The sequence below is a fragment of the Rhodococcoides kyotonense genome, assembly GCF_001645385.1.
Taxonomy (GTDB): Bacteria; Actinomycetota; Actinomycetes; order Mycobacteriales; family Mycobacteriaceae; genus Rhodococcoides; species Rhodococcoides kyotonensis_B.
Genome location: NZ_LVHI01000004.1, coordinates 1 through 22059 on the forward strand (window position 1 = coordinate 1; position 22059 = coordinate 22059).

General features: G+C 65.3%; 20 protein-coding genes. 10 read left to right on the plus strand and 10 right to left on the minus strand.

What is annotated here, in order from left to right; genetic code table 11:
- Positions 1-471, plus strand: a 471-nt coding sequence (locus A3K89_RS03080) for an IS30 family transposase (protein ID WP_157105207.1), incomplete at its 5' end; no start/stop codon positions are given.
- A gap of 31 nt (positions 472-502) precedes the next feature.
- Here the strand turns inward: A3K89_RS03080 and A3K89_RS03085 are convergent.
- From A3K89_RS03085 to A3K89_RS03100, 4 genes are read right to left on the minus strand one after another with little or no spacing between them, the layout of a single operon-like run.
- Positions 503-1363 carry a TIGR03619 family F420-dependent LLM class oxidoreductase gene (locus A3K89_RS03085; protein ID WP_068421657.1) on the minus strand — a complete coding sequence of 287 codons (861 nt, stop codon included), beginning with the start codon at positions 1361-1363 and terminating at the stop codon, positions 503-505.
- The gene (locus A3K89_RS03090; RefSeq protein WP_068421659.1) at positions 1360-2529 is read right to left on the minus strand and encodes a thiolase domain-containing protein; all 1170 of its coding nucleotides are present in this window, start codon (positions 2527-2529) and stop codon (positions 1360-1362) included. Before A3K89_RS03090 ends, A3K89_RS03085 begins: the two co-directional genes overlap by 4 nt.
- Positions 2530-3579, minus strand: a complete 1050-nt coding sequence (locus A3K89_RS03095) for a thiolase domain-containing protein (RefSeq protein WP_068421661.1) — start codon at positions 3577-3579, stop codon at positions 2530-2532.
- 9 nt (positions 3580-3588) lie between these two features.
- Positions 3589-4632 (minus strand): Zn-ribbon domain-containing OB-fold protein, encoded by a 1044-nt coding sequence (locus A3K89_RS03100; protein ID WP_068421663.1) that lies wholly within the window; start codon positions 4630-4632, stop codon positions 3589-3591.
- A gap of 70 nt (positions 4633-4702) precedes the next feature.
- Here A3K89_RS03100 and A3K89_RS03105 point away from each other — a divergent pair, with 70 nt between their 5' ends.
- Both A3K89_RS03105 and A3K89_RS03110 read left to right on the plus strand, forming a co-directional pair.
- A complete protein-coding gene (locus A3K89_RS03105; RefSeq protein WP_068421665.1) occupies positions 4703-5731 on the plus strand; it encodes an LLM class F420-dependent oxidoreductase in 1029 nt (342 codons plus the stop codon).
- 22 nt (positions 5732-5753) lie between these two features.
- Entirely contained in the window at positions 5754-7295 is a 1542-nt protein-coding gene (locus A3K89_RS03110) for an acyl-CoA synthetase (RefSeq protein WP_254303390.1), read from the plus strand.
- Between the two features lie 70 nt (positions 7296-7365).
- Here the strand turns inward: A3K89_RS03110 and A3K89_RS03115 are convergent, their stop codons facing one another.
- On the minus strand, positions 7366-8529 hold the full coding sequence (locus tag A3K89_RS03115) for a globin domain-containing protein (RefSeq protein WP_068421669.1): 1164 nt from the start codon (positions 8527-8529) through the stop codon (positions 7366-7368).
- A 190-nt stretch (positions 8530-8719) separates the two neighbouring features.
- Between A3K89_RS03115 and clpB the strand changes: the two genes are divergently transcribed.
- The 6 genes from clpB to pyrE all read left to right on the plus strand — a co-directional run bounded on the left by clpB (position 8720) and on the right by pyrE (position 15165).
- Positions 8720-11266 carry an ATP-dependent chaperone ClpB gene (gene clpB, locus A3K89_RS03120; RefSeq protein ID WP_068421673.1) on the plus strand — a complete coding sequence of 849 codons (2547 nt, stop codon included), beginning with the start codon at positions 8720-8722 and terminating at the stop codon, positions 11264-11266.
- Positions 11267-11346: 80 nt separating this feature from the next.
- Positions 11347-12225, plus strand: a complete 879-nt coding sequence (locus tag A3K89_RS03125; protein WP_068421676.1) for a DUF5666 domain-containing protein — start codon at positions 11347-11349, stop codon at positions 12223-12225.
- A gap of 53 nt (positions 12226-12278) precedes the next feature.
- Positions 12279-13118, plus strand: coding sequence for a hypothetical protein (locus A3K89_RS03130; protein WP_068421679.1), 840 nt, complete (start codon positions 12279-12281; stop codon positions 13116-13118).
- 20 nt (positions 13119-13138) lie between these two features.
- Complete coding sequence (locus tag A3K89_RS03135) at positions 13139-13951, plus strand: SDR family NAD(P)-dependent oxidoreductase (RefSeq protein ID WP_068421682.1); 813 nt, start codon at positions 13139-13141, stop codon at positions 13949-13951.
- A gap of 60 nt (positions 13952-14011) precedes the next feature.
- Positions 14012-14581 carry a LemA family protein gene (locus A3K89_RS03140; protein WP_068421698.1) on the plus strand — a complete coding sequence of 190 codons (570 nt, stop codon included), beginning with the start codon at positions 14012-14014 and terminating at the stop codon, positions 14579-14581.
- A 44-nt stretch (positions 14582-14625) separates the two neighbouring features.
- On the plus strand, positions 14626-15165 hold the full coding sequence (gene pyrE, locus A3K89_RS03145) for an orotate phosphoribosyltransferase (protein WP_068421701.1): 540 nt from the start codon (positions 14626-14628) through the stop codon (positions 15163-15165).
- Between the two features lie 8 nt (positions 15166-15173).
- Here pyrE and A3K89_RS03150 read toward each other — a convergent pair whose 3' ends face one another.
- From A3K89_RS03150 to A3K89_RS03170, 5 genes are all read right to left on the minus strand, one after another.
- Positions 15174-15569, minus strand: a complete 396-nt coding sequence (locus A3K89_RS03150) for a class F sortase (RefSeq protein WP_254303391.1) — start codon at positions 15567-15569, stop codon at positions 15174-15176.
- Between the two features lie 178 nt (positions 15570-15747).
- Positions 15748-17520: a hypothetical protein gene (locus tag A3K89_RS03155; RefSeq protein WP_240931028.1), complete on the minus strand. Its 1773-nt coding sequence runs from the start codon at positions 17518-17520 to the stop codon at positions 15748-15750.
- Between the two features lie 288 nt (positions 17521-17808).
- Entirely contained in the window at positions 17809-18108 is a 300-nt protein-coding gene (locus tag A3K89_RS03160; RefSeq protein WP_068421710.1) for an EthD family reductase, read from the minus strand.
- A gap of 11 nt (positions 18109-18119) precedes the next feature.
- The gene (locus A3K89_RS03165) at positions 18120-19721 is read right to left on the minus strand and encodes a flavin-containing monooxygenase (RefSeq protein ID WP_068421713.1); all 1602 of its coding nucleotides are present in this window, start codon (positions 19719-19721) and stop codon (positions 18120-18122) included.
- Positions 19722-19734: 13 nt separating this feature from the next.
- Positions 19735-20673, minus strand: a complete 939-nt coding sequence (locus A3K89_RS03170) for an alpha/beta hydrolase (RefSeq protein ID WP_068421716.1) — start codon at positions 20671-20673, stop codon at positions 19735-19737.
- 219 nt (positions 20674-20892) lie between these two features.
- Here A3K89_RS03170 and A3K89_RS03175 point away from each other — a divergent pair, with 219 nt between their 5' ends.
- Positions 20893-22056 carry an ABC transporter substrate-binding protein gene (locus A3K89_RS03175; RefSeq protein WP_068421717.1) on the plus strand — a complete coding sequence of 388 codons (1164 nt, stop codon included), beginning with the start codon at positions 20893-20895 and terminating at the stop codon, positions 22054-22056.
- Positions 22057-22059: the final 3 nt, after the last annotated feature.

Below are 22059 nucleotides of genomic sequence, written 5' to 3' on the forward strand. Positions count from 1 at the left end.
CCCGGGCATTGGGAAGGCGATTTGATCATCGGCAAGAACGGCGGATCCTCGATCGGGACGTTGGTCGAACGCACCACACGGCTGGTGTTGCTGTTGCATCTACCGTGCGGTCATTCCGCTACCCAGGTCGCCGAGGCGATGACCGCGAARATCATGGAATTACCTGCTGCGCTTCGGCGTTCGATCACCTGGGATCARGGACGGGAGATGTCCGGGCATGCCCAGTTCACCGTCGACACAGGGGTGCAGGTCTACTTCTGTGACCCGCACTCCCCGTGGCAACGTGGCACCAACGAGAACACCAACGGACTGCTTCGTCAGTACTTTCCCAAAGGCACCGATCTGTCCGTTCACTCCCCAGAACGGCTCGCCGAGGTCGAGGACCTACTCAACAACCGTCCCCGTAGGACCCTCGGATGGGATACTCCTCTGAAGGCATACGACAAGACGCTCGTTGCGATGACCGCTTGAGACCGCCGTACAGCCCGCTGTACATTGCCACTCACATGAAGTTTTCCGCGAACTTCCGCATCGACTCCTGCTTCGCCTCGAGCGGCCCGTCGAACCCGATGCCGTCGAAGACCCAGGGCACGGTGATGATGTCGGTGACGCCTGCTTCCTCCAGCTCGGCGTATCCGTCCTTTCCGAAGCGATCGATGCACACGGTCTGGATCTCGAACGGCTCGTCGGCTTTTCCGTACTCGGCGCGCAACTCGCGCAGCCGTGCGATGACGCCCACCAGGTCGTCGAACGTGATCATCGCGGACGTCCAGCCGTCGCCGACTCGCGCCGCTCGCCGCAACGCGACGTCGGTGTGGCCGCCGACGTAGAAGGGCACGGGCTTCGCCGGCGCGGGACTCATCTGCAGTTTGTCGAAATCGTAGAACTCGCCGTGATGCTCGACCATTCCGCCGCCGAGAATCAGCTTGATGACGTCGATCATCTCGTCGACTCGTTTGCCGCGTTTCGCGTACGGCACCCCGCACCATTCGAATTCCTCGGGTGCCCAGCCGATTCCGACGCCGAATCCGAATCGATCACCGGTCATCGCGGCCACCGAGCCGACCTGGCGAGCCAGCAGTACGGGGTTGCGGGAGCCGAGCTTGAGCACCTGCGTGTAGAACTCGATGCGCGTCGTCACCGCACCCATCGCGGCTGCTGCGATGAGTGGGTCGACCCACGGGGTGTCGGCCGTCCACATGCGTGACCCGTCCGGGGTGTACGGATAGTCCGCCGACTGAGTTTCCATGTAGAACAACGAATCCGGTAGCGCGATCGACGTGAACCCGCACTCCTCCGCCGTTCGCGCCAGCGTCGTCAACTCGTTCAACGGCGTCATGGCGATTCCGACGGTGTACTTCACGGTTGCTCACTCCCTACGACCCACATCGAAAAGTATTGTGAACCACCGCCGTACGCGTGGCCGAGTGCTGTCCGGGCGCCGTCGACCTGATGATCGCCTGCCCGGTGCATCACCTGCATCGCGGCCTCGGCGAACCGAATCAGGCCCGACGCACCGATCGGATTCGACGACAGCACACCACCGGAGCAATTGACCGGCAAGGTTCCGCCGAGTGCCGTGTCTCCCGCTTCGGTGAGCTTCCAGCCTTCGCCCTCCGGCATGAACCCGAGGTTCTCGAGCCACATCGGCTCGAACCACGAGAACGGCACATAGATCTCGGCGACGTCGATCTCGGTCAGCGGATCGGTGATACCCGCAGCCTTCCACAGTGCAGCGGCGGCATCCTTGCCTGCCTGCGGACTGACCTGGTCACGGCCCGAGAACGTCGTCGGCTCGGTGCGCATCGCCGTCGCGTGAATCCACGCGACCCGCTTCCCGTCGGCGACGCGAGCACGTGCCGATTCCTCGTCGCCGATGACGATGGCGCACGCCCCGTCGGACGACGGGCAGGTCTCGTCGTAGCGAATCGGATCCCAGAGCATCTGCGACGCCTGTACCGACTCGAGCGTGATGTTCGGTTGCCGCAGATGCGCGTACGGATTCTTCGCACCGTTCAGTCGGTCCTTCACCGCGACCATTGCGCCGATGTGGTCCGGCGCATGCGAGCGCCTGATGTACGACCGCACGTGCGGCGCGAAGTACCCACCCGCGCCCGCACCGACCGGCATGTTGAACGGAATCGGAATCGACAACGCCCACATGGCATTGCTCTCCGACTGCTTCTCCCACGCCACGGCCAGGACGCGTCGGTGCACACCCGACTGCACGAGCGACGACGCCACCACCCCGGTCGAGCCGCCGACGGAACCGGCGGTGTGCACGCGGAGCAGCGGCTTTCCGGTGGCGCCGATGGCGTCGGCCATGAACAACTCGGGCATCATGACGCCCTCGAACAGATCGGGTGCCTTCCCGACGACGACGGCATCGATGTCGTCCCAGGTCACCTCGGCGTCGGTCATCGCGCGGTCGATCGCTTCGCGCAGCAGTCCGGACATGGACACGTCGTGTCTCTTGGCGACGTAGTGCGTCTGGCCGGTCCCGAGGACGGCCGCGGGGTGCTTGCTCATCTATCTCCCCTCCATCACGGCGACCAGATTCTGTTGCAGCAGAGGACCACTCGTTGCATGCGCGAGGACGCGGTCGTCGTGCCCGTCGAAGATGCGTGTCGCGGCGTGTCCGATGCGTTCGAGCCCGGCCGAGAACATCGCGTTCCCGACGAGGGTTCCGCCGGACGGATTCACAGCGGTTCGGTCCGAAAGCCACTCGGTGAGAATGATTTCCTGATGTGTGAACGGCGCGTGGAGTTCGGCGGACACGATGCTCGCCAGATCGCCTCCCGACGCCTTCAGCGCCGCGTTGTGTGCCGACGGGGCCGTCGTCAGATCTCGGGCACCGATCTCGGGGGAGTCGACGAGATGCTCGATTCCCGTTATCCAAGCTGGGTTTTCGCGGAGCGAGCGCGCACGGTCGCCCGCCGCAAGAACGATCGCCGAAGCGCCGTCGGTCACCGGTGCGCAGTCGTGCGCGCGGAGGGGGTCCGCGATGTAGTCCGAGGCGAGTAGCGTTTCCACATCCAACGGCGCAGTCAGCTGCGCCAGCGGGTGCGCGTTCGCTCGGTTGCGCACCGCGACTTCGGCCATCGCGCGTTCGTCCCACTTGCCGGCGTCGATACCCATTCGGGCTTGAATTCCGGCCAACGACAGCGCATCCGGCCAGAGCGGGCCCACCAGGTAGGGGTCGAGTTGCATCGCGAGGATCTTCGGCAGGGTTCCTGCCGACGACTTGCCGAAGCCGTACACCAGTGCTGTTTCGACCTCACCCGTCATCAACTTGACCCACGCCTCGTAGAACGCCCATGCCGCATCCATCTCGACGTGTGACTCGTTGATCGGCGGGACCGCGCCGATGGCGTCGATCGCCGAGATGAACGAGAAGGCGCGTCCGGCGAGATAGTCGGACGAGCCGGAACACCAGAAACCGATGTCGGACTTGTCGATTCCCAGTTCGTCGTACAGCTGCCGGAAGCACGGCACCAGCATCTCGACGCCGTTGGTGGTGCCCGCCGTTTCGGCGACGTTCGGCGCCTGCGCGAACCCCACCACTGCGATATCGGTCATGGCCGCCCCTTACAGGTGGTGTCGGTAGGTGTCGTAGTCCGCGTCGGGTTCACCCGTCGGGCGGAAGTATTCGATGTTCTCGAGTGTGTAATCCCAGTCCTGCTGCGGCTTCCACTTCGCTTCGACGCGCATCCCCATTCGGACATCGGCCGGGTCGCATTCGAGGATCAGATGCAGAAACGCGATGTCGGCGCCGTCGAGCAGCACGTAGGCCGCGATGTAAGGGGGCTTGATCCGCTGGCCGAGGAACGGCACGTTGACGATGCAGAAGGTCGTCACGATGCCACGATCGGGCAGTTCCACCTGCTCCGCCGTCGGCCGCCCGTCGGTGGGATCGGCCCCGCGAGGAGGTACGTACACCTTGCCGGCAGAGTCCGTCCGTCCGCCGAGAATGCGTCCCTCTTTCAGTCCACGGAGGTAGTAACTCTCCTCGGCCGACGCGGAATGCGTGTACTCCAGGCGGACTGGGGTGGTGATCATCTCGACGGGGTCACCGGCGGACTGCGGGTCCTCGGCACCCTCACCCGGCCCAATGGGTCGTTCCGCAGGCTCCACTCCCGGCCCAATGGGTCGTTCCGCAGGCTCCACTCCCGGCCCAATGGGTCGTTCCGCAGGCTCCACTCCCGGCTGGAAGCAGATGACGTCGTGAATATCGCCGACTCGCTCCTCGGCCCACCGCGCATGTACGCGCATGCCGGTCGACATACGGTCCGGGCTTCCCGCGTCGACGGCGTGCAGCAGCGCCGTGTCGGCGCCGTCGAGTCGAACGAGCGCGAACGCGAAGGGACGGTCGAGAGGTTGCCCGTCATAGGGCGTCGGCACCCAGGACCACGACACGACGGTGCCCGTCGATGCGACGTCCACGAAATCGGTGACGGGTTCCATTGTCGCCGAGTCGAATTCGGGTGGCGGTACGTGAACGCGGCCGTCGCTCGTGCGTCCGCCACGAATCTGTTTGCGACGCAACCCCGTCAGGAACGCTCCGATGGTCGGCCCGACCGAGCGTGTGTAATCGAAAGCATTGTTCAGCGGCGCGCTGAGTGGTGCATTCACCGAAGTCACATTTTTCAGTAGAACAGGTTCTTATTATGGAGGCAAGACCGGTCGACGGAGGGCACTGGAAATGAAGCTCGGATTGCAGCTCGGCTACTGGGGTGCACAGCCCCCGACGGGAACGGCGGACCTCGTCGACGCGGCGGAGGAGGCGGGTTTCGACGCCGTCTTCGCCGCCGAATCGTGGGGGTCCGACGCATTCACGCCGCTGGCCTGGTGGGGTTCGCGCACGTCGCGCGTCGCTCTCGGCACGTCGGTGGCGCAGCTGTCCGCACGTACGCCGACCAGCTGCGCGATGCACGCGCTGACCCTCGACCACCTCAGCGGTGGGAGGGCCGTCCTCGGCCTCGGTGTGTCCGGACCGCAGGTCGTCGAGGGGTGGTACGGCCAGCCGTTTCCGAAACCGTTGGCACGCACGCGCGAGTACGTCGACATCGTGCGGCAGGTCCTGGCTCGAGAGCGTCCCGTCACCAGCGACGGACCGCACTACCCGCTGCCGGCCGACGGCACCGGCCTGGGCAAGCCGCTGAAATCCATCACGCACCCGCTCCGCGCCGACCTGCCGATCTGGCTCGGCGCCGAGGGTCCGAAGAACGTGGCGTTGGCCGCCGAGATCGCCGACGGTTGGCTGGCGATCTACTACTCGCCGAGGCTCGCGCCGATGTACGACGAGTGGCTCGACGACGGATTCGCGCGTCCCGGCGCGCGTCGGACACGGGAGAATTTCGAGGTCGCCGCGACCTGTCAGGTGGTGCTCACCGACGATCGGCCCGCGGCGATCGCGCAGCTCAAGCCGACCGTCGCGCTGTACGTCGGCGGAATGGGCGCACCGGAACTGAACTTCCACGCGCAGGTGTACCGGCGCATGGGCTACGACGAGGAGGTCGCCGAGATCGGCAGGCTGTTCCAGTCCGGACGCAAGGACGAGGCGGCCGCCGTCGTGCCGGACGAGATGGTTGCCGAAACGATGATCATCGGCAACGCCGACCACGTGCGCGGCGAGGTGAAGCGCTGGGAGGACGCCGGCGTGACGATGCTGCTCGTGACTGCGCCCACCGCGTCGCGAGTGCGGGAGCTCGGGGCCTTGCTGAAGAGGTAGAACACGTTCTAGATTGTGTGGCATGACGGTCGAAGAGAAGGCTGGAATGCGCACGGGTGGGTTGTGGAACATCGCCGCCGAGGAACCGGAACGCATCGCGCTCGTCGATCCCGAGGGGCGACCGCACACCTACGGCGAGTTGGTGTCCGACGCGAACCGCTACGGTCGCGGCTTGCAGGACATGGGGCTCCGGCCGGGCGACAGCGTCGTGATGATGCTCCACAACAGCGCAGATCTCGTCGCGTTCTACTTCGCCGCGTTCCAGACCGGTCTCTACATCGTGGCCGTCAACTGGCACCTGACCGGCTCCGAAGTGGCGTACATACTGCAGGACAGTGACGCGAAAGCCTTTGTCGCGTCGGCACGATTCGCCGACGCGGCACGCCGGGCCGCCGACGAATCCGGTGTGCCTGCGCGATTCTCGGTCGGCGACATCGACGGGTTCATGCCGCTGCGCGATCTCGGTGCTTCCGACGCGCGACCCGACATCCGCACTGCGGGTGGGCCGATGCTGTACACGTCGGGAACGACGGGAAAACCGAAAGGCGTGCGACGCCCGCTCACCGGTGCCGACCCGGATCAGGTGCCGCTCGCGTCGAGTGGGTTCTTCGCGATCTTCGGGATACGACCGTTCGACGACCACGTGCACATCTGCGGCTCGCCGCTCTATCACACGGCCGTGCTGAACTTCGTCGCGATCTCGATTCAACTGGGCCACACGGTGATTCTGATGGACCGATGGGATCCCGAGGAGATGCTCGCGCTCATCGAACGGCATCGCGTGACGCACGGCCACATGGTCCCGACGCAGTTCCACCGGTTGCTCGCCCTGCCCGACGCGACCCGCGAGAAGTACGACGTGTCGTCGCTGCGCGTCATGATCCACGGTGCCGCGCCGTGTCCGCTGGACGTGAAACGAAAGATGCTGCAGTGGTGGGGTCCTGTCGTCACCGAGTACTACGCTGCGACCGAAGGTGGGGGAACGGTCATCTCGGGTGACGAGTGGCTGCGCAAGCCCGGATCGGTCGGACTGCCGTGGCCCAATTCGGTCGTCAAGGTGCTGGGCGACGACGGAAACGAGCTCGCCGCAGGCGAACCCGGCCAGGTGTACATGCGTATGGGCGGTTCGAGCTTCGAATACCACCACGACAAGAAGAAGACCGAGGCGTCACGCGTCGGAGATCTGTTCACACTCGGCGACATCGGTTATCTCGACGAGGACGGCTACCTGTTTCTGTGCGACCGCAAGTCCGACATGATCATCTCCGGCGGGGTCAACATCTATCCCGCCGAGATCGAAGGGGAGCTGATCACGCACCCCAGTGTGGCCGATATCGCGGTGTTCGGTGTGCCGCACGAAGATTGGGGTGAGGAGGTCAAGGCGGTCGTACAACCGGAAGTAGGCGTCGAACCGGACGATCGCCTGACCGCGGACATTCTCGACTTCGCTCGCGAGCGGCTGGCGAAGTACAAGCTCCCGAAGTCCATCGACTACACCGACGAATTGCCGCGCGACCCGAACGGAAAGCTGTACAAGCGCAGACTCCGCGACCCGTATTGGTAGGCGCCTGCGGCGCACGTGCGCGAAAATGCATAGCCCGCTATGTATTTTCGTACACGTGCAGCGGAGCTGCCTACAGGGGATCGTGCTGCACGTGCTCCATCGGCGTACCGACCTTGCGCAGTGCGTACAGCGTCGTGCGCACCATCGACGGTGAACCGCAGACCTGGATTCGACGGTCCGCCCACGATCCGAACTGCGTGACGACCTTGCCGATCGGTCCGTGCAGCCGGTGGTGCATGCCTACAGGCAATTCCGGGGTCGGCGACGCGTGCCACCACGGGTCCTCGTTCTCCTCGGTGACGGGTACGACCGTGAGCCATGGGTTCGACAGCGACAGTTGCCACATGGTCTGCGCGTCGTACAGGTCGCGCGGGTAGATCCCGCTCATGAAGAGGTGCACGCGGGGATTGCGACTCATGCGAGCCATGTCCATGATCTGCGCGCGCAGCGGCGCCAGGCCCGTTCCGCCCGCGATCATCAACACGTCCTCGGGGATCGACCGGTCGACGTGCAGTCCACCGAGCGGCGGGCTCACCGCCCACCGATCTCCGACGACGGTCTCGCCCACGATCGCGGGACTGACCCAGCCGCCGGAGACGCGTCGGACATGGAATTCGATCTCGCCCTGCGGGTTGCTCGGAATGGCGGGGGACAGGTAGCGCCACAGCTTGGGGCGCTGCGGAATCTGGACGCTGACGTACTGGCCCGGGAAATAGGGGATGCTCTCGTCCAGCTGCAGCCGCACGACGGCCAGGTCGTCGAGCAGCCGCTGGTGATCGACAACCGTCGCTCCCCAGTACGGCGGCATCTCGTCCGAATCCGCTGCGACGGCCATGCTGCCGCTGACCAGGTCGAGTGTGGACGTCCATGCGGCTTCGATCTCGTCGGTCCATACCTCGTTGCCGACGAAGGTCCGGAACGCCGAGGTCAACGCCGAGCTGCCGGCACGCAAGTGCGACCCGTCGACACCGTGTTTGCGGTGGTCGCGCCCCAGTTGTTCGAGGAACGGGACGACGCGCTCGTCGCGGTCGAGGTTGTCGAACACCCACGCGAGCGCCTTGACGAACCGTTCGCGCTGCTGATCCATGGCAGCCGGGAAGAACGCTCGGAACTCCGGATGTTCCGCGAAGAGGTGCGCGTAGAAGGATCGGGCGAGTCGCTCGGGGCCGTCGTCCGCTGCAAGAACCGCCTTGAAACCGGCACGAACCAGGGAGAGTGTTCGCGCATCGAGCACCGAATCGACCTCCGTCCCAGGTAGACGGTTCCGAAGTAGACCGGTCGAGGGTATCCCGTTTGGCGAACGGTGGCCACATGCCTGGGCCGGCCGGGTTCGCGCAAATTTTCAGAGTTGAGCGGAACAGACTCAACTTCGCTATCGTTGTACTCACCGACATCAGTTGTTCTCAGAAGAAAGCAGGTGACCGGTGGACAGTTTCACCCCCACCACGAAGACCCAGGCTGCGCTCAGCGCGGCTCTGCAGGCCGCATCCGCGGCAGGTAACCCGGACATCCGTCCGGCACATTTGTTGGTGGCGTTGCTGGATCAGACAGACGGTATCGCCTCGCCATTGCTGAAGGCTGTCGGCGTCGACCCGGTGACGGTACGGGGAGAAGCTCAGACGATGGTCGAGCGTCTGCCGTCGGCAACCGGTTCGACGACCACACCGCAGCTCGGACGCGAAGCACTTGCCGCCATCACGACGGCACAGAACCTCGCGACGGAACTCGACGACGAGTTCGTCTCCACCGAGCACCTCATGGTCGGCCTCGCCACCGGCGATTCGGACGTCGCGAAGATGCTCACCGGACACGGGGCAGGCCCGAGCGAGCTGCGCGACGCGTTCCAGACGGTCCGCGGCAGCGCCCGCGTCACCAGCGCGGACCCGGAGAGCACGTACCAGGCGCTGGAGAAATACAGCACCGATCTCACCGCCCGCGCGCGGGAAGGCAAGCTCGATCCCGTCATCGGGCGTGACACCGAGATTCGACGCGTCGTGCAGGTTCTGTCGCGCCGGACCAAGAACAACCCGGTTCTCATCGGTGAGCCCGGCGTCGGCAAGACGGCCATCGTCGAAGGGCTCGCGCAGCGCATCATCGACGGCGACGTGCCGGAGAGCCTGCGTGGCAAGTCCGTCATCTCCCTCGACCTCGGATCGATGGTCGCCGGCGCGAAGTACCGCGGTGAATTCGAGGAACGGCTCAAGGCCGTTCTCGACGACATCAAGAACTCGGCCGGCCAGGTCATCACGTTCATCGACGAGCTGCACACCATCGTCGGTGCAGGCGCCACCGGTGAGTCCGCGATGGACGCGGGCAACATGATCAAGCCGATGCTCGCCCGCGGTGAGCTGCGGCTCGTCGGCGCGACCACGCTGGAGGAGTACCGCAAGTACATCGAGAAGGATGCTGCGCTGGAACGTCGCTTCCAGCAGGTCTACGTCGGAGAGCCGACGGTCGAGGACACCGTCGGCATCCTGCGTGGCCTCAAGGAGCGCTACGAGGTGCACCACGGTGTCCGCATCACCGACTCGGCGCTGGTGGCCGCCGCCACGTTGAGCGATCGGTACATCACCGCGCGCTTCCTGCCGGACAAGGCAATCGACCTGGTCGACGAGGCCGCGTCGCGGTTGCGCATGGAGATCGACTCCCGTCCTGTCGAGATCGACGAGGTCGAGCGCGCCGTGCGTCGCCTCGAGATCGAGGAGATGGCACTCGAGAAGGAGACCGACGACGCGTCGAAAGCCCGTCTCGAGAAGTTGCGCGCCGAACTGGCCGACGACCGGGAGAAGCTCAGCGAGCTGAGTGCACGGTGGCAGAACGAGAAGAACGCCATCGACTCGGTCCGGGTGCTGAAGGAGGAGCTCGAGAACCTGCGCGGCGAGTCCGAACGAGCGGAACGCGACGGCGATCTGGGCAAGGCCGCCGAGCTGCGCTACGGCCGTATCCCTGCTCTCGAGAAGCAGCTCGAACAGCAGACCGAGGCCAGTCCCGCGCAGGACGACGTCATGTTGAAGGAAGAGGTCGGGCCTGACGATGTCGCCGACGTCGTCGCAGCATGGACCGGCATTCCTGCAGGCCGCATGCTGGAAGGCGAGACAGCGAAGCTTCTGCGCATGGAAGACGAGCTGGGCAAGCGTGTCGTCGGGCAGAAGGACGCCGTTCAAGCAGTGTCCGACGCCGTCCGCCGTGCTCGCGCAGGCGTCGCCGATCCGAATCGTCCGACGGGGTCGTTCCTGTTCCTCGGCCCGACCGGTGTCGGTAAGACCGAGCTCGCGAAGGCCCTCGCGGACTTCCTGTTCGACGACGAACGGGCGATGGTCCGTATCGACATGAGCGAGTACAGCGAGAAGCACGCGGTCGCGCGGCTCGTCGGGGCACCTCCCGGCTACGTCGGGTACGAGGCGGGTGGCCAGCTCACCGAGGCCGTCCGACGACGTCCGTACAGTGTGATCCTGTTCGACGAGGTCGAGAAGGCGCACCCGGACGTGTTCGACATCCTGCTCGCCGTCCTCGACGAGGGCAGGTTGACCGACGGTCAGGGCCGCACGGTCGACTTCCGCAACACCATCTTGATCCTGACGTCGAACCTCGGTGCGGGCGGCACGAAGGACCAGGTCATGGATGCGGTACGGCGCGCCTTCAAGCCCGAGTTCGTCAACCGGCTCGACGACGTCGTCGTGTTCGACGCCTTGTCCGAGGACCAGTTGGAGTCGATCGTCGACATCCAGCTCGGCCAGTTGGCGACGCGGCTCGCTGCGCGCAGGTTGACGTTGGACGTCTCGTCCGCAGCGAAGATGTGGCTCGCGGTGCGTGGGTACGACCCGCTGTACGGCGCTCGCCCGCTGCGCAGGCTGATTCAGCAGGCGATCGGCGACCAGCTCGCCAAGTTGCTGCTGGCAGGCACGGTCCGCGACGGCGACGTCGTTCCTGTCGCCGTGTCGCCCGACGGAGACGGGCTGGTACTGGGCTGATTCGCGGCTCGCCGAGATCGACATGCGTGCGTGACGTCGATCTCGGCGGATCGAGGATGCGGGCAACGTACCCTCGGGTAATGACGAATTCGGACGATCCGCGGGAGCGGTCGTGGGAGGACGGGACGGCGAATCCGCCACCGGACCCCTACGACCGCGATCAGCCCACCCAGTCGTGGCAGCAGTACCCGGATCAGCCGACCCAGCAGTACCAGAACTACCCACCGCAGCAGTACCAGGGCTACCAGCAGTATCCAGATTCGCAGCCGTACCCGGATCAGCCGACGCAGCAGTACGGCTATCCGCAGTATGCCGAGCAGCAGCCGAATCCGACGCAGGCGCTGCCGCCCTACGATCCGAACCAGCAGTACGGGCCCGGCCACCAGTACACCCAGTCGTACGGACCGCCCCAGAACTTCCAGCAGCCGCAGCCGCAATTCCAGCAGCCGCAGTACCAGCCGCAGCAGACCGGTGAACCGCCGACGGGTGGGAATTCGTCGCGAAAGGTGCTGTTCGCGCTGGTGGGACTGGCCGCGTTGGTCGTCGTCGTGCTGGCGGGTGTCTTCTTCGTGACCAATCAGCCGTCGAGTTCGAACACCGCATCCGCACCGACGACCGTGCGCCCGCTGCCGACGACGCTCGCGCCTCTCCCGACTCCCAGCCTGCAGCCCTCGGCGCCGCCGTCCACCCCCGGTGGTCTGGTGCCCGGTGGTATCCCCGAGATCCTCGGTAGCTCGGGCGCTGCGATCGGTACCGTCACGGCGATCGACGGGTCGAACTTGACCTTGCAGGGGATCGACGGTGCCCCGGTGACGGTGTTGACGACGCCCGCGACCCAGGTGTTGTCGCTGTCCGGATTCGACCTGTCGGCTCTGAAGGTCGGGTCGCGTGTCGTCGTCAACGGCAGTCCGGCCGCCGACGGTGCCATCACGGCCGACATCATCGTCGAAACGCCGTAAGTCGGCAGATGGGCGACATCGTGGAAGCGTTAGGCTGACGGGCGATGACGGCTATGTGGTTCGGACTTGCAGCGATCGCACTCGTGGGTGCTGTCGCACTTCTCTACATCGACAGGTCGCGCCGCGACCAGCTCGGACGCGTTCGCCAGATGTGGGCGAAGGCGCAGGGTTACACCTACGAGGCCGACAGCGACGACCTCGTGCGGCGCTTCCGTCGAGCCGCACTCGCCAAGCCGGAACACGACGTTGCGCTCGACGTCGTTCGGGGTGTGCGCCGCGGTGAGAACTTCGTTCTGTTCGACGTCGAGGAAGAGACGACCATCGTCGCGGTTCAGCGGCCCGTGGGGTCCGACGTCGACATCGATCTACGACTGAAGTCGACGCCGCCGCCGAAGGACCAGGACCTCGAACTGCTCGGCTCGATCGGGCCGCGCGTCGTGTTCGCCACCGACGTGGAGATCGCGCGACGCGTCTGCGATCAGCGGATGGCGGCCTTCACGGAATCGGTGCCGCCGCACCTGAACCTGCTGTGGAGCGAGAACGACTGGACCCTCGGATCGATGCCGCTCGGCAGCAGCGGCCGTGAGTGGGATGCCGCGATCGACTCCGTCGCACGCCTGTCCGGCATGCTGCACGTTCTACCACCGGTGTCCCGCCGAGCAAGCCCCACGCCACGTGCGGCGCAGCAGCGTCCGGCGCCGACACCTCAGCAGCGTCCGACGCCGACACCTCAGCAGCGACCGGCACCGGCACCGCAGCAGCGTCCGGCACCTGCTCCCCGCGTGCAGGAGCCCAGGCGCCCGGAACCGTCGGGGGCGCGGCCGACGCCGATCAATCGTGCGGCCGGCCGTCGTGCGGCGGACTCGTCCGAAGGTCGTCCCACGGACTCCTGAGAACGCTATAACCTTCTCGCATGACCGCTGATCCGATCGAACCGGAGATCTCTCGGAAGCTTCGCCCTGTTGCGCTCGTCACCGGCCCGACGTCGGGTCTCGGGGCCGGGTACGCCCGGCACCTCGCCGCCCGCGGCTACGACCTGGTGCTCGTGGCGCGGAACGAACTGAAGTTGCGTTCGCTCGCCGACGAGCTGCGCCTCGGATTCGGCACCGACTCGGAAATCCTCGCGGCGGATCTCGCGTCTCAGCAGGGTCGGGATCAGGTGATCGAACGGCTCGAACGCGGCGTCGAATTCCTCGTCAACAACGCAGGTTTCGGTACGTCGGGCGAGTTCTGGACCGCGTCGCCCGAGTTGTTGCAGGCGCAGCTCGACGTCAACGTCACCGCGGTCATGCAGCTGACGCGCGCCGCACTTCCGTCGATGGTCGCGGGGGCGAAGGGAACCGTCGTCAACGTCGCGAGTGTGGCAGGTCTGCTGTCCGGGCGTGGATCGACCTACTCGGCGTCGAAGGCGTACGTCATCTCGTTCTCCGAGGGGTTGTCCGGTGGTCTCGCGGGAACCGGTGTGCAGGTGCAGGCGCTGTGCCCGGGATTCATCAAGACCGAATTCCATCAGCGGGCAGGCATCGAGATGTCGACCATTCCGAAGTTCATGTGGCTGAACGTCGATCAGGTCGTGCAGACGTCGATGAACGACCTCGACAAGGGCAAGGTCATCAGCGTGCCGGGTGCCCAGTACAAGGTGCTGACCGCGATCGGCACGAAGGTGCCGAAGAGCGTCGTGCGCAAGCTGACCAACGTCGTCGGACGCGGTCGCGGGCGAACATAGCCAAACGGTTCTGGCGTGCCTGCGGGCGTGTCGCGGAGAACCCCGTTAAATTCGTACCTCGTGACTGTTTTCGTGATCGTGGCGATTGTCGTAGTCCTGGTTCTTGCCTACACGGTGAGCGTCGAGCGACGGATCCGGCGCTTCCGCTCGCACACCGCGGCAAGTCGACAACTGGTCACGGTCGAACTCGACCGCAGGTACACGCAGCTGGAACCGCTCATCGCGGCGATCGAGTCGTCGGGCATGGATCAGGACGCCGTCCGCCAACTCGTCGGGGCGCGGTCGTGGTCGAAGGCAGTGCGTGAGCGTGGGCTCGGACTGACGTCGCAGGCCGCCGCCGAGAACGCGTTGTCCGCGGCGGTGCACACCGTGCTCGCCGAGTCGGATCGGCATCCGAAACTCAAGTCCAACTGGGCGTTCCAGGGGCCGGCCGGTGATCTGGAGACCACCGAGAAGCGCATCGCGGGCGCGGTCCGTGTCTACAACGACAACGCGTACCGGCTCTCGCTGCTGCGGACGTCGTTCCCGTCGAAGTTCGTCGCGAAGGCGCTGAAGGTCGACGCGCCGGAGCCGTTCGTCGAGCACGTCGATCTCGCCGGCGACGACCAGCCTACGAGCGTCGCAGCCTAGGTCGGTAGATTCATCGGGCAGGAATTCGATCGAAGGGATCTCTCATGTCCGACAGTGCCGACCGCGCCGAACTGGCCGAGCTCGTTCGTGAACTCGCCGTCGTACACGGCAAGGTGACGTTGTCGTCGGGCAAGGAAGCCGATTACTACGTCGACCTTCGTCGTGCGACGCTGCACCACCGCGCGAGCGAGCTGATCGGATCGCTGATGCGTGAGTTGGTTGCCGACTGGGACTTCGACGCCGTCGGCGGGTTGACGATGGGAGCCGACCCGGTCGCGCTGTCGATCATGCATGCGCAGGGCCGTCCCATCGACGCGTTCGTCGTTCGCAAGGCCGCGAAGGCGCACGGGATGCAGCGACAGATCGAGGGGCCGGACGTCGTCGGAAAGCGTGTTCTGGTCGTCGAGGACACCACGACCACGGGTAACTCGCCGCTGACCGCCGTCAAGGCGCTGCGTGACGTCGGGGCAATCGTCGTCGGAGTCGCGACCGTCGTCGACCGTGCAACCGGGGCCGACGACGTCATCGCCGCCGAGGGGCTCGAATACCGCTCGCTTCTCGGGCTGGGGGACCTGGGCTTGTAGCGCCTCCGCTAGGGAACCAGCTGCGCAACGACGAAGAAGTTGTCGTTCGTCGGCTCCCCGTCGCGGACATCGCAATTGGCCAGAATCAAGCGGCCGGGTACCTGAGCGCGAAGTTCGTTCTCGCTCAACAGGGAACCTTTGGGCAGCGGCCCCGTCGTCTCGACCCGGTAGTTCAGAACACCGGCGGCTGTACTCATCACGACGAGGTCGCCGGGTGCGGTTACGCTCAGCGATCGGAACGGCGCATCCCGCGTCGAATAGTTGTGTCCGACAACGACGACCGTCTGCTGGGTGTCGGTTCCGGGTAGACCGCTCTCGGCCCACCACGCCGGACGTTCGTCCGGTGGGTTCAGCACCTGTGAGGCGTCACGATAGACGCCGTCGGGATTGACCGTGCTGCTCATGAAAGTCCGGCCGTCGGCTGACCGCAACTCGATCCAATTCGGTTGACCTGCACCGACCGCCGCCGATGGAGCCGCAGAGATCTGCGACTCCACCGCCGAACGATCGGGTGCTGCCGGACCCGGTTCCTGTGCCGTGCAACCGAACAGGGCGAGTGCGACGGATGCTGCAACTGCGGATCTACGCAGATGCATCGGTCGAATTGCGTCGCCGTAGGTAGACTGCGCCACCCACGGCCGCGACGGCGACGACACCTACGCCGGCCAGGATCACAGGCGTCGCGGACGAGCTGTCCGAGCCCTCCGAGGCCGTCGAACCGGAATCGCCCAGCGCGAGCGAGACGGCGGGCAGCTCGCCGGCGACCACGGTGACGCCGTTGTCGTCGGTGGTGAAGTAGTCCGCCACCGTGAACGAACCGTCGTCGTTCGACACGCCGATCAGCTCCACACCGGTCTCGTCCACGACGACCGTCGTGTCGTCGATCTGGGTGACCGGCACGTCTTCCTTCACGGTGTCACCGAGATTGATCGTCCAGCTGAACTTCGGTCCGCTCGCTGCGAGTTCGGCGGCCTTCGCTTTCAGATCCGCTTCGGCTTTCGTCGCGGCATCCGATGCTGCCTTGGCGTCGGCGGCAGCCGTCTGTGCAGCCTTCAGATCGGCGGTCTTCGCGTCGGCGTCGGCCTGAGCTGCCGTGAGCGCTGCGTCGGCGTCAGCGGCTGCGGATTCTGCCGTCGCCAACGCGGCGTCGGCGTCGTCGAGAGCTTTCTGCGCGTCGGCGGCTGCTGTTTCCAGGGCTGAGATATCGGCGTCCGACGGCCCGGCCGCCAGATCGGCCTCTGCCTTGGCGGCTGCAGCGGCTGCCGCGTCGGCCTTCGCCTGCGCTTCGGTCGCTGTCGCCCGTGCATCGGTTGCCGCTTGGTTCGCCGCGGCCACGGCCTCGTTCGACGCCGTCGCTGCGGCTTCGAGTTCCCCGGCTGTTGCCTCCGCAGCAGCCGACGCTTCCAGTGCTGTTCGAGCCGCCGTTGCTGCCGACAGCGATTCGGCGGCCCGTGCCGCAGCCGCACGCACTGCCGCGCTGACCTTGGTGATGTTCAGGGTCTTGAACGCGTCCTGCACGGCGACGAGTGAATCCTGCAGTGCCTGAGCCGACGCCTCGGCGTCCGCTGAGGCAGTCGCTGCCAGTGCTGCTTTGGCGTCGGCATCAGCGCGGGCCGTGGCAGCGGCTTCGACCGCTCCCGGATCGCCCGCGCCGGCGGCTGCTGCCTCGAGGCGTTCTGCCTCGGCGACAGCAGCTGCCGCCTCGGCCTCGGCGTCGGTCTTGGCCTGCGCAGCAGTATCGGCCGCGGTCTGCAAAGCCGCGGCGTCGGCCTTCGCCTGGTTCACCGCTGCCGTGGCGGCCATCATGTCCACTTCTGCAGCTGCTGCCGCGGCTTCTGCCTGCGTGGCCTTCGCCGCAGCGTCTGCGGCGGCGACTTCCGCCTTGGTCAGGGCGGTGCTCGCCGCGGCATCGGCCGCCACGGCCGCGTCCAGTCGGGCCTGCGCTGCCGTGGATGCCTCGGCGGCAGCTCTGCTCTTCGCTTCGGCGTCCGCCAGCGCCTTCCGCTCGGCGTCGGACAGTTGCGGAACGATGCTGACGTCCACCGTCGCCGTCCCGTCGGCGTTGAACACGACACCACCGGTGACCTGAGGAAGTGGACGGGTCGTGGACGGCGCATCGGGCGGTGCCGGTACCGCAGCGGCTGCCGCGTCGCCGGTTCCCGCCGCGGGAACCTGTGCAGGCGGTGGCTGGATCGAGCTCTCGACGTCGGAAGGAACCGTGTCGGTGTTCGGCGCCTGTTCCTGCTCGGGCGCCGGTGACTCCTCGGTGGGCTGCTCGACGGTGCTTTCCGGTGTGGCGGGATCTTCCTGAGCTGCGGCGACACCCGGTCCTACGGCTGCGAACGACAACACCATGGCTGCACCTGCGGCGGCAAGGCGTGCTCGTCGGAATCGAGCAATCGACTTCTGCGACATAAATCTTGGCCCTCCGGTCGGCGGCGGCGCGAGGCCGCCTCTTCCCCGCCCCCGACGCAGAGAAATCGTTACTGAGTCACACGATTTAGTGCTCTCAAGGACCGTAACCGACCAGAAAGTCTTGTTGAACCAGGGCTGTTGGTTTGGTTACCGAAGCGTTATAAGCACTTTCGCCCCGTGCGCGCGAATGTACAGCGGGCTGTACATTCGCGCGCACGAGGCAGTTGCTCAACAGATTTCGTGCATGTCCATCACGAACCCCGCACCGGCGAAATTGGGCATGTCGTCGGCGCCGGCTTTGCCCTCCGGCGATGCCAGAGCAGCGACGGCGGCGTCCTTCGACGGGAAGTTCAGATTTCCGACGACGAAGTGTGCGGGCTTCGAGCCGTCGAGGGTTTCGGACACGCCCCATTCGAACGACAGGATGCCGGGCATCGCGGCCGTCAGCGGCGCGTGCACGCTGCGGTAGTGGGCGAGGAACGCGTCGGGGTCCTCGGGATGGTTGTAGGCAATACTGATGCGGAACAACTGAACTCCTCCTAGTGAGTGATCGTGAAGCCTTCGTAGTTCTTGGCTGCCACGGAATCGCAGATCTCGCGGTACACGTTCAACCCGCCGACGTAGGACATGATGACGCGGGGTTTGCCTGGAATGTTGGCGCCGGTGTACCAGGAGTTTCCCTCGGGATACAGGGTTTGATCCGCGAGTTCGATCGCCCCGGTGGTCCATTCCTTGGCGGCGGTCTCGTCGGCCTCGACGGTCCGCGCACCGATCGACTCCAGATGCGCGATGGTGTCGGCGGTCCACTCCACGTGCTGCTCGATGGCGCAGACGACATTGGTCAACACGTTGGGGCTGCCGGGCCCGGTCAGCGTGAACAGGTTGGGGAACTCGTCGACCGCGATCCCCAGATAGGTGGTGGGACCGTCCGACCATTTGTCCTGCAGCGTTTTTCCGTTTCGCCCACGGATGTCGATCTTCAGTAGAGGCCCGGTGATCGCGTCGAATCCGGTGGCGAACACGATCACGTCCAACGGGTATTCGGCGTCCGCTGTTTTCAGCCCCGCGGGTGTCAGACCCTCGATCGGTGCATTCCGCACACTGACCAGAGAGACGTTGTCTCGGTTGTAGGTCTGAAAGTAGTTCGTATCCAGTGTGATTCGCTTGGCACCGAGCGGGTGTTCGCGTGGGGACAGCTGTTCGGCGAGGTCAGGGTCCTCGACGACGGATCGAATTTTGCTGCGGAAGAACTCGGAGATGGTCTCGTTGGCTTCGCGATCGCTGAGCAGGTCGGGATACGCTGCGATGAGATCGATTGCGCGGTGGCGGTTCCACCGCTCCTCGAAAACCGCGAGTCGCTCTTCGTCGGAGTGATCGAACGTGTTCACCTCCAACGTGTCGACCGGTTGGCCGCCACCCGACGCCTTCGATTCGACCTTGTAGTTCTCGATCTGCGCTTTGAAGGATTCCTTCTCGTCCTCGGTCAGCAGGCGATTACCGCAGTCGAGACTGAACGCCGGGGTTCGCTGGAACACCGTCAGGTGCTCGGCCTGCTCGGCGATCTTCGGGATCACCTGCACGCCGGACGAACCCGTGCCGATCACGCCCACTCGTTTCCCGGTGAAGTCGACGCCGTCGCGAGGCCACGCGCTGGTGTGGATCGTTTCGCCCTCGAACGCGTCGAGTCCGGCGAAATCGGGTGTCGACGACGTCGACAAGCACCCGGCCGCGGTGATCAGGTACTTCGCGGTGACGAATTCTCCCTTGTCGGTTCCTACTGTCCAGTGCGCGAAATCGTCGTCCCACACTGCCGATTCGACACGGACGCCGAACTCGAAGTACTTCTTCACGTCCAGTTTGTCGGCGACGAAATCGATGTAGCGGAGAATCTCCGGTTGCGCTGGGTAGCGTTCGGTCCACGCCCATTCGTCGATGATCTCCTGCGAGAAGGTGAACGCGTACTCCATGCTGATGACGTCGCATCTCGCGCCGGGGTAGACATTCCAGAACCATGTCCCACCAACGGTTTCCGCAGCTTCGAAGCCGTGTACCGTGAGGCCGAGCTCCCGGAGTTTGTGTGTCATGTAGACGCCGGAGAAGCCCGCGCCGATGACGATCGAATCGTAATCTGGTGTGCTCATTTGAAACTCCTGTTTACGCGACGAGTGAATCGAGGTGAGCGCGAACGCTGGTGCCGACGTGCGTGATTCCGAGATCCGCACCGGGGAGGATGTTCACGAACTGGAAGAAGCCGTGCATCTGGCCCTCGAACACCTTCACGTCGACGGACACCCCTGCGGCGGTCAGCTTGTCGGCGTAGCGCTGGCCTTCGTCGCGTAGTACGTCGTGTTCGGCGAGTAGAACCACCGCCGGCGCGACGTCGGTGAGGCGGTCGGCGCGCAACGGCGAGACATTCCAGTTGTCTCGGACACTCCGGTCAGGTGCATAGAGGTCCCAGAACCAGATCATCGAAGCTCGGTCGAGCATGAGTTGGTTGGCGGGGTCAACGTAGGAGTCGTTGTCGAAATCGTGGTCGGTCACCGGGTAGACCAGCACTTGAAGCGCAACGGCAGGTCCGTTGTCACGTACCGCACGTTGCGACACGACCGCAGCAAGGTTGCCACCCGAGCTGTCGCCGCCGACGACGAGGGGTAGCGCAGAGTCGAGTGAATCACGCCGAGATGCCGCCCACTGCAGAACATCCCAAGCGTCATCGGCTGCCGTGGGGTAGAGGTTCTCGGGGGCGAGACGGTAGTCGGGCAAGATCACGGTGCAGCCGGTCTCGGCGGCGATTCGCCTCGCGAGGGTGTCGAACTGATCGGGGTTGCCGACGACCCAGCCCCCACCATGAAAATAGACGAAGAACCCACGGGGTGACTCGTTCGGTGTCAGTACTCGGGTCGGGATCGCGTGACCGTCGGCCGCAGTGACCGTCAGGTTCTCGACGCTGTGCATGTCGGGTCCGGCGCCGTAGAGATCGACGAACGTGTCGTTCATCGCCCGCACCTCACTTGGAGTCATCTCGTGCAGCGCTTTCCCGCCTCCCTCGGCGGCTTGTGCGAGGAACGCGGCGGTGGCGTCGTCGAGTGCCAATGGAATCGACTCCTTCGGGGTGCTCTGATTACAGACGGATACCGTTCAGGTGATGGAGCTCACTCTAAACCGTTATAATCATTCGCCGCAACGTTTTCGTTCGCACTCCGCTGTGCAGGGATTTCATCTCAGGTGTGATCTGGACAACTCCCGCGAGACGCCTTAGTGTGACTCCGATCACGAGTTCATGCGCATCATTGCCATGAAATAGGAGGAGCGATGAAATACGCCACCGGTCCAGGCAGGCTCGCCCTGCTCGGGGTTGCCGCAGCGATGATGACGGTGACTGCCTGCGGCGGGTCGGGACCATCTGGTTCGACCGCATCGGGCGAGATGCCGAGCGAGATCACCCTGCTGTCGACGACGGACAAGACGGGCACGCTCGCCTACGTCGGTGGATCCCAACTCGAGGGAATCGAGCTGGCGGTCGAAGAGATCAACCAGCAGCGGTTTCTCGGTGACTCCACCCTGAAGCTCGACAGCCGCGATACGGCGGGTGATGCCCAAACCGCAGCGAGTCAGGTGACCGAGGGGATCGCGAACCCCGACGTCGCGGCCATTCTCGGTACGGTGTCCGGTGCACAGTCCGTTGCCGTGGCACCGATAGCCGAATCGTCGAGAACTCCCGTCGTGTTCACGCAATCCGGCAGCGCGGGCGTGGTCATCGGCGACTACACCTTCCGCTCGACCGCGCCGCAGGAGACGTACTTTCCCAAGGCGATCGATCACTTGAAGTCCCTCGGTGCCAAGCGAATCAGCGTGCTCTACAACGCCGGCCAGCCGACGCTTGCCGAAATCGCGGAGAATCAGCTACCTGCAATGCAGGAGAGCGAGGACCTCGAGATTCTGTCCAGTACCAGCGTTCAGTCGACGACGCAGGACTTCGCGGCCACGATCACCAAGATCGTCGGCGAGAAGCCGGACGCGGTGGTGTTCCTCCTCGTCGGCGCTCAGAATTCGACCGCGATGTCGCAATTGCGCCAAGCTGGGTTCGACGGCCCGGCCGTCGGCAATCCGGCAGCCGGCGCGGGCAATCTCGCCCCCGCAGGCCCGGCAGGCGCAGGTATGTTCTGGGCAACGGACTTCAACTATCTCCAGACCGCGCCGTCGTCCGTGGCATTCGTCGAGGCGTACACCACGAGGTACGGAAAGAACCCACTCAACTACGCGGCCGAGGGCTACGACGCAACCTGGATGATCGCGCGCGCCATCAAGGAATCCGGTGGCGCCTCACGTGAGGACATCAAGAACGGTCTGAATGCCGTTGCGGCAGCAGGTTTCGACGGTGCCGTCGGGCCCGTGACGTTCGAGGGCAACGACCAACGCGTCGAGGGCGTCGTCGTCGAGTGGGATGGAAGCGCAGAGGGGTTGCTGGCGGAATGACCA